The organism is Paenibacillus sp. GCM10027630 (genome assembly GCF_042676305.1).
Taxonomy (GTDB): Bacteria; Bacillota; Bacilli; order Paenibacillales; family NBRC-103111; genus Paenibacillus_S.
The window spans coordinates 271,995-287,183 of sequence record NZ_JBHTGY010000001.1 but is presented as its reverse complement, the minus strand read 5'-3'; the positions used below and the strand labels follow the sequence as shown (position 1 = coordinate 287,183).

At 42.5% G+C, this 15,189-nt stretch carries 8 protein-coding genes; all 8 read left to right on the top strand.

Annotated elements, in window-relative coordinates; all coding sequences use genetic code 11:
- Nucleotides 1-145 precede the first annotated feature (145 nt).
- The 8 genes from ACFQ0C_RS01240 (at nt 146) to ACFQ0C_RS01205 (ending at nt 15,174) form a co-directional block, all read left to right on the top strand.
- A complete protein-coding gene (locus tag ACFQ0C_RS01240; RefSeq protein WP_379363171.1) occupies nt 146-3,358 on the top strand; it encodes an S-layer homology domain-containing protein in 3,213 nt (1,070 codons plus the stop codon).
- A 774-nt stretch (nt 3,359-4,132) separates the two neighbouring features.
- Entirely contained in the window at nt 4,133-4,606 is a 474-nt protein-coding gene (locus ACFQ0C_RS01235) for a MarR family transcriptional regulator (protein ID WP_379363169.1), read from the top strand.
- 155 nt (nt 4,607-4,761) lie between these two features.
- Nucleotides 4,762-5,997, top strand: a complete 1,236-nt coding sequence (locus tag ACFQ0C_RS01230) for an MFS transporter (RefSeq protein ID WP_379363167.1) — start codon at nt 4,762-4,764, stop codon at nt 5,995-5,997.
- Nucleotides 5,998-6,096: 99 nt separating this feature from the next.
- The gene (locus ACFQ0C_RS01225; protein ID WP_379363165.1) at nt 6,097-6,774 is read left to right on the top strand and encodes a response regulator transcription factor; all 678 of its coding nucleotides are present in this window, start codon (nt 6,097-6,099) and stop codon (nt 6,772-6,774) included.
- Complete coding sequence (locus tag ACFQ0C_RS01220) at nt 6,771-8,162, top strand: sensor histidine kinase (RefSeq protein ID WP_379363163.1); 1,392 nt, start codon at nt 6,771-6,773, stop codon at nt 8,160-8,162. Before ACFQ0C_RS01225 ends, ACFQ0C_RS01220 begins: the two co-directional genes overlap by 4 nt.
- A gap of 230 nt (nt 8,163-8,392) precedes the next feature.
- Nucleotides 8,393-11,488, top strand: a complete 3,096-nt coding sequence (locus ACFQ0C_RS01215; RefSeq protein WP_379363161.1) for an efflux RND transporter permease subunit — start codon at nt 8,393-8,395, stop codon at nt 11,486-11,488.
- 15 nt (nt 11,489-11,503) lie between these two features.
- A complete protein-coding gene (locus ACFQ0C_RS01210) occupies nt 11,504-12,760 on the top strand; it encodes an efflux RND transporter periplasmic adaptor subunit (RefSeq protein ID WP_379363159.1) in 1,257 nt (418 codons plus the stop codon).
- Between the two features lie 35 nt (nt 12,761-12,795).
- A complete protein-coding gene (locus ACFQ0C_RS01205; RefSeq protein WP_379363157.1) occupies nt 12,796-15,174 on the top strand; it encodes an S-layer homology domain-containing protein in 2,379 nt (792 codons plus the stop codon).
- Nucleotides 15,175-15,189 lie beyond the last annotated feature (15 nt).

Here is a 15,189-nt window from a genome sequence, read left to right as displayed (position 1 = left end):
ATTAAAGAAAAGAAAAGCCGCAGCCGCATTTGTTGATTGTCCGTTTGACGAACAATTAGGAGAATGAGGCATTTTGTGTTGTCCATTTTGATCAGAAACAAGCTGAAACAACAAAAAAACTAACTACATGGAGGAATACAACTATATGAAAAAAAGCCTATCTATGATATTGTCCCTTGCCGTGGCATTCTCGATGTTCTCATCCGTTGCACTTGCTGCCAATGCAGCTGACAAAACTTCCAAAGATTTTACCGATCTTAAAGATTTGGATGCAGCGACTAGAGCGCAATTCGACGCCATGATTTCGGCTGGTATCTTTGATGGTGTTGCTGATAACACTTTTGGCTTAACCGATAAAATGAACCGAGCTCAATTTGCTAAAGTAGCGGCGTTGGTGTTCGGCTTAAATGTAGATTCAACATTAAAAACTTCGAGCTTCACCGATGTATTGGCAACAGATCCTGCTAATGGTTACGCATTGCCTTATATTGAAGCTATTGTAAAAGCAGGCATTACAGACGGATTTGCTCCTGGACAATATAATCCTGCTGGCGAAGTGACCAAGGAACAATTGGCGGCCTTCCTGGTACGTGGTCTTGGAATGGATGCACAAGCCAAAACAACAACAGGTAAGGAAGATAAAACAGTTTCGACTTGGGCTAAAGGTTATGTGGCTCTAGCTATTGAGAAAAAATTGCTGGCCGTTGGTGCTGACGGTATGTTTGGCGGAATGACTTCTGCTTCACGTGAGCTGCTTGTAACTTCTTCTTATGCAGCTAAACAGCAGTATGTTAAAGCTCCTGAGAACGGGTTATATGCTATTAATTCTTTCAAAGCTACGAATGCTAATGAGTTCACACTTCAATTAAATGGTGGAGTTAACGATCCGTCTGAATTGAAATTGGATTTGAAAAGAAACGGTTCTGCTGTAACTGGTTATAAAACAACTTGGAGTGACGATAAAACAACAGTCGTATTGACTTTGGATGCTAAGTTTGACGATGAAAAATGGAGCGTTGCACTTGGCGGATTGAAAAACCTGGACGAAAAGAACTCTACAGCCGAAGTTGAAACCAAGAAAGAAACAATGGAAAAAATCGATTTGCTGACTACCAGCGATACTCTGCCGAATAATCCAGGTGAAAAAATCCGTATAAATTTCAAAGCAACAAATCAATACGGCAAACAGTTTTCGATGGCAGCAAGTGATTTTGACATCTATACAAGCAAAGGTACTCAAACGCCTATCGGTGGCGAGCAAGCTTTCTATGTGACTTTGCCAAATGATATGAAACGTGATGACCATGTATCCGTTACTGTTTTACACAAAGACAGCAACAAGCAAGTGAATAAAGTATTCACGATTGGTGACAAGTCTATTATTTCTAAAGTTGAAGCAGGCGATCTGTTGAATGGCTCCGGCAACAAGATTGAAGCCATTGACGCTAACGGATATGCTTACCTGGATGTTAAAGCTTATGACCAGTATGGCTTCCGCATTGAAGATAAAGATGCTCTTAACAGCGGCGTGATAGTATCCATTACAGATAATGACTTGCAAAAAGGTAACGAAGGGGATTCAACAGCAGCATTTGTTGATAATGCAGTTGGCGATGAAGCGGCAGATTTGAAGCTGCGTTCGGTTGCTGATACAGAGAAAGAATTTAAAGTTTCTTTATTCGCTAACGGTTCTTCTCAATCCGTGACTAAGACCATTAAAGTGGCAGCTTACAAATCACCATCCAAGATTGATTTCGGCACTTACAGCTACAGCTTGACTAACGGTGATGCAATTACAGGTGATGAAGCTACAGATAACAAAATGTTCATTCCTATCCTTGTTAAGGATGCGCAAGGCAATCAATTAACAGGTCAAGAAATTTACGACAACCGCAGCAAGCTTACAGTATTTGCGAGTGGTGCTATTACTTTAGCCAGTGAGCCAATCTCGAATTCCGGGTTGCACAAAGGAATGATCGCTATTCAGAGCGTTGATAAAAAAGGGTCTGCAACCATCACTGTTCAGCTTAAAGATGATGCTGCGGTAAGAACAGAAAAAACATTGAACGTTAATGACGAGCGTAAAGCCGATACTCTTAAGTTCTCCACAACGCCAGCAAAATATATGATCGCAGGTGCTGACAATGAATTGAAATTGAAGCTCTATGATCAATATGGCGGCGAAATGAAATATGACAGCAATAATCAGTATGTGGTTAGATATTCTTTGACAGCTAATTCCGGAGATGCTGCAAGCTTGGCAGCAACCAGCTTATCCAGTGTGCAAAGAACGGATGAAACAAACAATACGTCTGCTCGCAAATATGTTCTTAACCCGACAACAGTGGGCACACCGGTTACTCAAGATTTGAAGCTTGCCCATGATGCTGCTGACAAAACGGTAGATTCCGCTATTGATAAGTCCTTCAAGTTTTATGCTGGGGTTAATGCGAAAGCAGCAAGCTATTCCTTCAAGGCAACCTTGTACAAACAAGACAATCAAGGACTAGTTACAATCGGCGATAAAAAGTATGTGGAGGTAAACAATCTTTCAACTACTATGGAAGTGCTCGATCCTGCCAATGTCAATAACAAACTGACTTACGAAGCTTATCTGGACAAATCCAATAATACCGTGCTTGCAGCGGAAGATTATTTGAATGCTGGAACAGGTGCAGGCGGTGCAACAAACGTCTATGAAAACTACAAAGGATTTGCCAAAGAAGTGAAAATTCGTGCTAAAAAAGACGGCTCTGAAGCAGTAAAAGTACCAACTAATGTCGTGTCCATCTCAACAAGTGATTCACAGGTGGTTGATACAGCTACTAAAACAAATTGGATAGCAGGCGGTAAGGCTGGTAAAGCTAAGCTTACAGTTCTGTACTATGACGGCAAAAAAGATATTGCCAGTTCAAGTATTGATGTGGATTCCAAAAATGAAGGTCCAGTTGTAAGTGAGATTGCTCTTAAGAAATCAAGTAAAACAGTTAGCCAATCCGATCTTCAAGGTAACGGTTTGTATGTATGGGATGCTAAGCTAGCTGAAAAAATAACAATAAAAGATCAATATGCAGGCGAGTTTGTAGCTGAAAATGCTCCAGGAACTTTGAATGAAGAAGCAAAAAGCAATGACAGCATGCTTGTCAAAGCTAATGGCACTGGGTATAACAACAACGAAGTGCTGAAAGTTAGCTTCTATATTTCCAACATTGTAGGCTCGAACCCTAGTGCGATCAAAGTTGATCCTGCTACAGGATTGATTAAATACGACGGTTCAACTGGTGATGTAACAGGTTTTAAAGTGAATGTAGTTGCTCCAAGCGGAGTAACAGCTGCCTTCGACGTCAATGTAAAATAATTAGAATTTTGATTCGATGTATGAAAAACCTTAGCCATTTTTGGCTAAGGTTTTTTTTAAGTTTAAGTGCTTTACAGCACTAAAGTAAGGTGCCCTTTGTAATATAAGTTTGCCGAGGGGGGGTACCCTATTTATCCTTCAGGACAAGTTGCCTTTAGGATTGAAATGTATCTCTAATGAAACAGTTTCTATCAGAAAGCTTTTCGAAGGAATGAGCGAGTAACCTGCCTGCCTTACTTAGATTAGAGCTACATTAGAGATTTTAATGCACCCCATGATCAAGGGGGATTTTATAGGGATAGCGGCGAAAGCCCTGAAGGATTTTGTGTGGAACTGAGAGTTCCGTTATTCCATCTTCCGCCGCCAATCTGGGGCGATAGCGGAAGCGGGAATTCCGTTATGTTGGCCGAATTGGAGCATTTATGTACAAAACAGAGAAATAACGGAACTGGCTGTTCCCTTATCACTCTGTTTTCTGGACATTTTAGGAGATAAAGGAACAATTACTTCCGCATTGCCCTTCACTTCCGTGGATGCAGTACTGGAATGTTGTATAAGGTATGGTTTATCATGCCATGTTGCTTATAATAAATTTATCATAGATAATTAACTTAATCCCTTTTTCCATGCGAGGAATGTGTACCCCTTTTTACGCTTCCCGCCTATAGGTTTTTTATTCCTATGAATAGATGTACCGAGGAACAAGGTCAATTCCATTTTGAAAATAATTATTTTAATAATATTGTTAATGCACCAACGGGTGGGAGGACAACCATGAACAAAAAAGAACAGGTCTTAACAGGTTTCAGGGACTTATATAACAAAATGGTTTGGCTTAATAAGGATAAGATGGAAGATAGTCTTAAGGGTTACATGTCTTCTGAAGTACATTGCATCGAATACATTGAAAAAAATGTGGATTCCAACGTGACAAAACTTGCGGAGTCTTTTTATATGACTCGCGGTGCCATAAGTAAAATGACTAAGAAGCTCATAAAAAAAGGCCTTATCGAAAGCTACCAGAAGTCGGATAACAAGAAAGAAGTCTATTTTAGGCTTACTGAGCAAGGGAAAGTAATTTATAAAATCCATGAGGACCTGCACAATGAGTTTCAAGAGCGGGATAAAGCCGTATTTGAGCAGGTAACCGAAGAACAATTTGACAGTATGCTTAGCTTCGTGGAAAAGTATAGCAGGCATTTGGATGCAGAAATAAAGAAACGGGATATAGATATTAAGTCGGAATAAATTTTGAATACTGAAAATGAAACCACAGGCAGCCCAACTCTTTGAGAATGGGCTGTATTTTTGTTGTTTGATTTGTTGACAAGGAAACAAAATTATAATACGATAAATTTGTTTCCGAGGAATCAAAAAAGCAACTTTTGAGAGGAGAAATTTAAATGTCCTTATTTAGATCACACAATGAACAGAACACAGAACAAACCGTAGATAAACATGCTTTATTATTCGGTCTTATTTCTGTGTTTCTTTGCGGAATAGGCTTCAGCATCATAGCACCTGTCGTCCCATTCTTAGTGCAGCCTTATACAAGCAATCCGGGAGAACAAGCTATAGTTGTTACGCTGCTGACATCTGTTTATGCAGTCTGTGTGTTTTTTGCAGCCCCTGCACTTGGAGCTATGAGCGACAGATATGGCCGTCGTCCATTGCTCTTAGTATGCCTTTTGGGTTCTGCAATCGGGTACTTAGTTTTTGGCATAGGAGGAGCTCTATGGGTACTTTTTGTTGGGCGCATAATTGAAGGTATAACAGGCGGGAGCATAAGCACTATCTTCGCATATTTTGCAGACATCATTCCTCCAGAACAGAGAACCAAATACTTTGGATGGTTGAGTGCGGTTGTAGGTGTAGGCACCGTCATTGGTCCAACGCTAGGCGGATTACTTGCCAAGTTTGATTATTCTGCACCCATGTATTTTGGAGCAATAATAACTTTATTGAATGTTGTTTATGGATACTTTTTTATGCCTGAGAGCCTTGACAAGAATAATAGACTGAAAGTGATTACCTTTATAAGACTGAATCCATTTACACAGCTTGCAAACGTACTTTCCATGAAAAACTTAAAATGGCTGCTTGTCTCAGCATTCTTACTTTGGATCCCCAACGGATCTTTACAGGCAGTTTTTTCACAATTCACAGTAGATACTTTCAGTTGGAAGCCTGCACTAATCGGACTTATGTTTTCAATTATGGGCTTCCAAGATATCATTTCACAAGGTTTCATAATGCCAAAGCTGTTGAAAAAACTTAGTGATAAACAGATAGCAATTCTTGGAATGGTTTCGGAGATAATTGGCTACAGTCTTATTGCAGCATCGGCTTTATTCTCATTCTACCCACTTCTTATCGCTGGAATGTTTATATTTGGTTTTGGTGATTCGATCTTTGGGCCTTCATTCAATGGGATGCTCTCCAAGTCTGTCGATTCTAGTGAACAAGGAAGGATTCAAGGAGGCAGCCAGTCTATACAGGCTTTAGCAAGAATGATTGGACCTATCATTGGAGGTCAAATCTATGTATCACTTGGGTCTAGCGCACCCGCTTTTATGGGCATGATCCTTATAGCAGCGGCAATACCAATTTTATATAAGAGAACGCATGTAAATATGTAAATAACAATTCACAGCCGCCGTTTCCTTTTGAGCAGGTTTATTTTTCATGATTTTTATTATATGGTAATGAGATAGGAACATAGCCAGGAGGGGACAGGGTTGGCCAAAATATTAGTTGTCGATGATGACAATCATATTCGTGAATTAATAAAGATGTATTTACTGCAAGAAGGCTTTGAGGTTTTGGAGGCGACGCACGGCAAGGAAGCGTTGGAAGTTATGGAAGCCTCGAAGGCAGATATGGTTGTTCTTGATATCATGATGCCGGAAATGGACGGCTGGGATTTATGCGCTGAGCTGCGCAAATATTATTCTGATTTGCCACTGTTGATGGTGACAGCGAAAGGTGAAACGGGTCAGAAGGTAAAAGGCTTCCAACTGGGTACCGATGATTATCTGGTTAAGCCATTCGATCCTATAGAGTTAGTAGTGCGTGTTAAGGCATTATTGAAACGATACCGGATCGAGGCTTCGCAAATTGTACAATGCGGTTCAGTTCAACTGAACCGGAAGCAATTTGAAGTTATTAGTGGGGATGAGCGCATGACGTTGCCATTGAAGGAGTTTGAGCTGTTGTTCAAGCTGGCAAGCCATCCCGGTCATATCTTTACCCGAAATCAGCTCATCGAGCAAATTTGGGGGATGGATTATGGCGGGGATGACCGAACGGTCGATGTCCATATCAAACGCCTCCGTGAACGGTTTCCGGAAGAAACATCAGGCTTCACGATTATAACCATCCGGGGATTGGGTTATAAGCTTGAGGAGAGACTATGATCAAGACACTATATTTCCGTGTAGTGGTAATTTACTTGACTGCCGTAATTATCGGGCTCTTCACTTCTTTTTTCATCACAATCTATATTTTTGGGGAACAGATTTCCAACGAAGTAGAAGAAGATATCATGACTCAAAGCAAGGAAATAGCCCATGTATACAGTCAGTTGAATGTTCAAGAAGCAGACGTATACTTAACAAGCATCAGCGTATTATTGTCCTATCATATCAGCTTATTTGACGGAAAAGGACAGCTCAATCAGTACGGCAAAATGAACGAAAATAACTTCATACCCATTCAGGAGCAGTTGGTAAATCAGGTGCACAATGGTCAAAAAATATTTAGTGGCCAAATCATTCACTCAGATGACGGCTCGAATCGGAAGAAGCTGCTTGTTGGTATCCCCTTTGAAAAAAATAATGAAAAGTACGCATTGTTTATCCAACCATCTGGTATTAGTAAGTGGGAATCCATTATTAGGCGGATGCTTACGACAACCTTAGCTATCGTTCTTCTTGTGGGAAGTGTAATTTTTTTCATCGCGGCTCGTTATCTGGTCAAGCCTTTGAGAGCGATGACAGCAGCGACAAGACGCATATCGAAAGGTGATTTTAACTTTAATTGGTCGTGGCCAAAGCGCCGTAAGGATGAGCTGGGTGAGCTGGCTCGAAGCTTTGGCGAAATGGCTTCGGAGCTGAAGCAAATAGAGCAAATGCGGCAGGACTTTGTTTCGAATGTCTCGCATGAAATTCAATCACCTTTAACGTCGATTTCAGGTTTTTCCAAGGCATTGCGCAATAAAAGCATTGAGGAGGAGGATCGAAGCCGCTATCTCGAAATTATTCAAACGGAAAGTGAGCGGCTATCCAGGTTAACTGAAAATTTGCTGAAGCTTGCCTCGCTTGAATCCGAGCACCACCCTTTTCATCCTGTAACTTATGATCTGGATGAGCAAATTCGGCAAGTTATAGTAGCTAGCGAACCTCAGTGGTCTGCCAAAAACCTTCAACTTGATCTGGAACTGCCTAGCATTAAAATTTGTTCGGACAAAGATCAGCTGAATCAAGTCTGGACGAATCTGCTTAGTAACAGCATTAAGTTTTCACCTAAGAATGGAACCATCCATATTAAGGCAAGCTTAAAAACGACTAATGAAATCGAAATTACCATTTTGGATGAGGGTATCGGTATTTCCGTGGAGGATCAGGAACGGATTTTTGAACGGTTCTTTAAAGCGGACCGCTCACGCACGATGTCTCAAGGAGGCAGCGGGCTGGGCCTAGCCATAGCTAATAAAATCGTGAGATTGCACCAGGGGTCTATTCAAGTAAAAAGCACCCTGGGCAAAGGAGCTGCGTTCATTGTGACGCTTCCAGGTGTGATGTAATGTTTTAAAATAGAATGAGATTACTTAAATTGCAGAGCCATGGTAAATCCATGGTTCTTTTTAATGTCTTTGCTCTCAGTTCATATTGAGTTCATATTCCCGAATTATAGTTAAAGACAGAGATATTTCTGATTAGCGAAATTTTGAAGTATGGTTTTGCTAGAGCAAAGCTTTAGTCAATGCTTACGAAAAAAAGTTTTGCTTAAGCAAAACTCTGAGGAGGGAATCAAATGAACAAGCTAACGAACTTCTCCATGAAAAATATAGCTGCGGTGTTAATTATTATCGCAATGCTTGTCGGTGGAGGTATTTATTCGGCTTCAACGCTGAAAATGGAAAATATGCCGGACATTTCATTCCCGGTTGTATTAGTGTCTACTACTTATCAGGCATCGCCTAAAGATGTCATGACGGAAGTAACCAAGCCCATAGAGGATAAAATTGCGAATATGGAGGGGATCGATAATTTAACCTCCACTTCCAGTGATAATATGTCTACCGTCATAGTCCAGTTCAAGCAGAACGTGGATGTAGACAAGAAAAAGCAGGATATCGAAGGATTGGTGCAGGATGTAAAGCTGCCGGCCTCATCAGGCAGGCCTAAGGCATCCACTTTCGGTTTCGCATCGATTCCGGCTTATTATTTAGCTGTTTATGCGGATAACGGCATGAGTCAGACTGAGCTGGATAAGCTTTATGAGGATCAAATCAAACCGAGCTTGGAAGGGATAAATGGAATTGACCATATCAATTCTATCGGAGCACGGGAAACCTCGCTTGACATAGAAATGAACGCTGATGCGCTGGCGAGCTTTGGTTTGACACCGGCACAGGTAAGCACGGCACTTAAGAGCACCTTGTCTAATGGAGCCATTGGTACGGTCGATTTTAACGGAAACACCAAGGTGGCCCGGGTAACCAGTGATATCGACAGCCTGTTTAATTTGGAGAATATGCAAATTCCCCTTAGTAACGGAAGTATGGTAACCCTTAATCAGGTTGCTAAAGTACAAGCTATAACAGATTCAGAATTTATTGCTCGCCTGGATAATAAACCGACGCTTGGTATTCATCTATTTAAAACAAGTGATGCCAATGCGGTTGATTTTTCTAACGAAACGGATGCATTGATCAAGAAATGGGAAACAACAATGCCTGACATTACTTTCAAATCGGTATATAACAGCGCGGATCAGGTTAAAGAATCCGTTAATGGCTTGCTGAAGGAAGGAATTATGGGAGCACTGCTTGCTTCCTTAATGATATTGGTATTCCTGCGGAATGTGAGAATGACTTTAATTGTTCTAGTCTCGATCCCGCTATCGATCTTAATTACGCTGCTTGTTATTTCACAGCTGGGAATAACGTTGAACACAATGACGCTGGGCGGTATTTTCATAGCCGTTGGGCGTGTCGTTGATGATAGTATCGTCGTTATTGAGAATATATATGCTTCTTTGCAGAAAGCTCAGGAGCGTAATGAATCAGTAATCAAGCTGGCAACAAAGCAAGTGTCTATGGCGATCACTTCTTCGACGCTTGCCACTGTAGGGGTTTTTGCTCCAATCGGAATGGTCAGCGGCATTGTAGGGGAGCTGTTCCGTCCGTTTGCTATTACCGTTGCCTGCGCATTGATGGCTTCCTTGCTGGTGGCACTAACCGTCATTCCTATGATGGCTAAGCTGTTAGTTCTCCGGAATGGGAAAATACCTCATCATGATGAAACGCAGAAAGGCAAAGTTACCGTTTTTTACGAAAAGGTGTTGAAATGGAGCCTGTCCCATCGCATCAAAACATTGCTTATTTCAGGATTGCTCTTTGTAGTATCGCTGGCAGCCATCATTCCGAACTTGGCCGTAAGCTTCATTCCAGGCAGCACGAGCGAACGTCAAATGTATTTTGAGGTTAAGCTTCCTTATGAAACGTCGATAGAATCAACAGATCAAATTTCCAAGCAATTGGAAGCGATGCTGCAGGAAGCCAAAGATAAAGATGGTCAGCCATTGTTTACTTTCGTAGAAGCCCTTGTTGGCTATAACGGAAAAGATGAGCAGGTTGCTTATGTTTCTGAAATTTTCACTGAGGTGAATGAGAAAGCAAATCCCGATCAGGTGAAAAAGGACTATAAGGAATTCATCTTATATGAACTTCCTAAAGGCTCTGAAGTTACACCTAAAACATTGGCAGGTGGAGGCGGCGGTATTTCATCAACGGACTTCTCCTATTCACTTAAAGGAGATAATCAATTGCTGCTGGAGCAAGCATCGGTTGCTGTGAAGCAGAAGCTTCAAGACTTTCCGGAGCTGAGCGAGGTCGAAGACTCCCTGAGTGATTCGAAGACTCAAGTCCAGATTAATGTTGATCAAAGTAAAGCAAGAACGCTTGGTTTGACGGTTTCACAGGTTAAGGATGCAGCGCGCAGCTGGATTATGAAGGATCAGCTGGGTGATATCCAATTTGACAATCAAACTTATACCACAACGATTCAACTGTCCAAAGAAGATAAAAACTCTATGGATAAAATAGGTCAAATTCCATTGCGAACCTCTTCCAACTCAACGGTTTATTTAAATGAGGTTGCGAAAATAGAAGAGGTAGAAGCTCCTGTAGCTTTGCAAAGAGAAAATAAAGAACAAGTCGTGAAAATTACGGCCAAAATTGATTCGGTCAATAAATCAGCGATAAGCAACAAGGTCTCTGCCGAGTTAGGCAAGCTTGAATTGCCGGATGGCGTATCGCGCGAGGTTAAGGGTGTGAGCGCAGATATTAATGAAAGCTTCACACAGTTATTTGTAGCAATGGCTGCGGCAATCTTTGTCGTATATCTCGTAATGGTTCTTGCCTTTGGTAATGCCGGAGCGCCGTTTGCTATATTATTCTCACTGCCTCTAGCGGCAATTGGCGGATTGCTTGGACTATTTATTAGCGGACAATCACTTGACGTCACTTCAATGATCGGATTTATGATGCTGATCGGGATCGTTGTCACCAACGCTATTGTATTGATTGACCGCGCTCAGCAGCTTCGTGAAGAAGGTTATACAGTGCGGCATGCATTGGTGGAAGCAGGTTTAGTCCGGTTGAGACCGATTATTATGACGGCTGGAGCAACGATTGTAGCCATGCTGCCGTTAGCACTTGGATTTTCCAAAGGAACATTGATTTCCAAAGGTCTCGCAGTAGTTGTAATTGGTGGTTTGACAACCTCCACGATTTTGACATTAATTGTTGTACCTGTTGTTTACGAGCTTATTGAGGTATTGAAGGGCCGTGTTAGTCAAAGATTTAACCGCAAGTCTAAAGCCGAGAAATCAATTGAAGTGTAAAGGAGAGAACATGCGATGAAGAAAAGTAAAGCAAACAATAAATTAATGCACGGCGCTCGGACAGCGGGCCTTCTTATTCTCGTAGCGGTTGTGGCAGCAGGTTGTGGAGCAGCACCAGGAGCGGAGCAATCCGCTGCTGCACAGCTGCAGAATAAACCGATCAAGGTGGCCAAGATCAGCTCGCAGAGCATGGGGTCTCCCAAGGAGCAAGTCGCTGATGTATTGGCTGTTAACCAGGTTGATGTCATGCCTAAGGCAGATGGTCAAGTGGTTGAGGTATTGAAAAGGAAAGGCGACTTGGTACAAAAAGGGGATGTCATTCTTCGCATAGATACTAAGGATATTGCTCTGCAAATGGAAAAAAGCCAATCCTCCCTGAACAGCGCCCAGCAGGCTCTTGCGAAATCGGCAGAGGATTTGAGCAACAGTAAAACCGAGATGAGAAATTCGGTTGCCAAATCACAAAGCCAGCTGGATACTATCGAGAAGGATTATAACAAAATGCATAATGACTATGATGCAGGTCTTGCAACCAAAAAACAGCTTGATCAGGCAGAAACTCAACTGAATAATGCTCGTAGAGATTTGGAGCTGGTGCAGGATAAATTGAATTCATTGGAAAGCACCAATGCTCTTTCCAGTCAGCAATCACAAGTGGATTCAGCCCGAATCGCGGTGCAGGATGCCGGGAATACCCTTGACAATTATGCGGTAAAGTCGACTATTGACGGTGTGCTATCTGATATGACGGCAGAGGTTGGAATGACTATTTCCCGCAGCAGTAAGGTTGGTCAGGTTCAGCAGACGGATAAGCTTAAAATTAAAGCAGAGCTGACTGAATCAGCTGCTAAGCTGGCAAGAAACAAACCGGAGCTGGTATTCTACTCTGCAAATAATCCGTCTCAAAAGCAGAAAGCTAAGGTTACCTATTTGGCGGATATGATGAATGCACAGACGAAGATGTATCCGATAGAACTGGAGGTAACCAATACAGATCCTTCTATCAAGCCGGGCTCCCGTGTGCAGCTTCAGTTAACTAGCGAGCAAGAAGAGATGGCGCTTGCTGTTCCAAGCCTGAGCATAGTAAGAGAAGGCAGTGATACATTCGTGTATATACTGAAGTCCGATACAGTAGAGAAACGTAAAGTTAAGCTGGGTAGGGTTAAGGAAGCCAATCAGGAAATCCTCGAGGGTGTTAAAGCGGATGAGCAGGTTGTTATATCGGGACAGCATCAGTTGAAGGATGGTCAAAAAGTGGAAGTGGCAAAGTGACCTTGTTTGATTAAATAGTTGGGAGGAATTCTATAATGAAAAAGAGTCTATCTATCCTATTATCTGCATCTATAGCGTTCTCCATGCTGTCATCCTTCGCTTACGGTGCTGATAAGTCATCTGCTGATTTTACTGATCTGCAAAATTTGGATGCCGCATCGAAAATCAAATTCGATGCTTTGATTTCAGCGGGCATATTCGATGGAGTTGGAGACAGCACCTTTGGTTTGAAGGATAAAATGAACCGCGCTCAGTTCGCCAAGGCTGCAGCCTTGATCTTCGGATTGCCGGTGGATGCGTCTGTTAAAATCTCGAGCTTCAGCGACGTACTTGCTGACGATCCTGCCAACGGATATGCGTTGCCCTACATTGAAGCACTTAAAAAGGCTAATCTCACTGAAGGCTTCGGAGCAGATTCGTACAATCCTGCCGGAGAAGTGACTAAAGAGCAGCTTGCTGCTTTCTTGATCCGCGGATTGAATAAGGAAGCTGAAGCTAAGGCCATTCAGGGCGTAAATGACGATACAGTTTCTGGCTGGGCAGCAGGTTATGCCGCTCTGGCTATCCAATTAAAGCTTATGGATAATGCCGTTGACGGTACGTTTGGAGGCACTTCAGCAGCAACCCGTGAGCTGCTGGTCACCTCTTCATACGAAGCGAAGCAGCAGTATATTCCGGCAGCTGGAGATAATAAGGGTGGAGATACAGCAGGAGGCGTATCCGGCGAAGGACAGCTATTGGCCGTTGATATGCCCAGCTATTATTTGACAGAGAACACTCAGGCGCAAGTTAAAGGCGTATTGCAGGAAAAAACGGCTAATGGCTGGCAACTGGGAGCATCCATTAAGCTAACCAATACTTCAAGCTCAACGGTTCGTATACCTGATTATGAGCTTCGGGTAAAAGCCTCGGATGGTACGGTTTATACGCTTAAAGCAAGCTCAGACAAACCTGTCTCCATTGCTCCCCAAAGCGTTGTGGAATTGAGCTATATGACGCAAGTTGATAAAAATACAGACTTCCAATTGACCAACCTGCTATGGGTTCATGTCGATGATGAAGTGTATCCTAAGCTGGAGACGGTACTGGCCGATGCTCCGATTGATTCGATAGTGTGGCATGGCGCTGATGCTGCCATCCAAGAGCCTTCCTTAATGGGGAATTGGGGTGCTGCATTCACGATTCCGGGAGAAACTTCCGCTTTACAATATGCAGCAACAAACGTAACCAAACAGTTTACCGGGCAAGCTCCGTCCTATATCATACAGCTAAGAGTGAAAAACACGGGTAAAAATGCAGCAGCCGTGCCTGATTTTACTTTGAGCGGTAAGGCGGAAGGGCGTTCATTTGTTGGGAAAAGAATTGAGCAGACCTCTATTAAGCTGAATGCTGGAGAGCAAAAATATATTAATTATGCCATTACAACAGACTCGGATGCTCAATTGACCGCTTTTTATGTTCTTTCCGCCCATTCATTTTTACAGCAAGGAATGAATGCCCCGATTCAGTTCTATACAGGCAGGATTGGAGTAAAATTTCCTGGTCCTGGACAGACGGGAGCAGGTATGCCGCAATATGAAATTGGCAAGCCTATCGCTATAGATTCATTAAGTAAAACTGTGAATCCGCAAATGGAGGTAGCTCTGCAGGATTTCGGTTGGTTTGAAAATGACGGACAAAGTTATAAAACAGCTGTAGCGAAGATCAAATTCACCAACAAAAGCAGCAGTACGATTCCAGTGCCGGTTTTGGGAGCAGATATCGTATCTAGTAACGGGACTGTCTATGACGGAACAAACATTGCAAGCACGGTAAAAGATGTTCTTCCTGGCATGGGTGCAGTAGGAACGTATACGTTCATCGTTCCTAAATCTGAGGAAGCTAATCAGTTCACCTTCCGTTTAATGGAGCAGCAAGGCCAGCAAGTTCAACAACAAGGGCAAGCGGCGTCTGAACAAGCACAAACCCAGCAATCCTATAAAATGCCGATAGCCCAAGTCAATGTAACGATAAAAACATTGAATCAGGCAGGTAACGTATATTCGTTCTATCCTTACGAGCTGCAAATGGATAGCTTTAATATTACCAACTTTGCAGCGAAAAATGCGGTAACCAATTCCTATGGGTACAGCTATAAGCTAGAGATGGGACTAAACATCAAAACAACGGATGCAGTGTTAGCTGATCCGTCTAATCCGAAACTATTATTCCAGCTGGAAGGTCCGGATGGCAAGCTTTTGGGTTCCAAAACTTATTCTCTTGGGGGAGATAACCGTCTAATGAGCGGTAACCAGTCCGTTATGTTCGATAATGCGGCAGACACACTGGAATCTCCGGTTACGGCCAAAGTTTACGAGATTGTTAGCACGCCAAATGGTGACGCAAGACGTTTATTAGGGACATTAAAAGATTAATAGCCAATCACCATT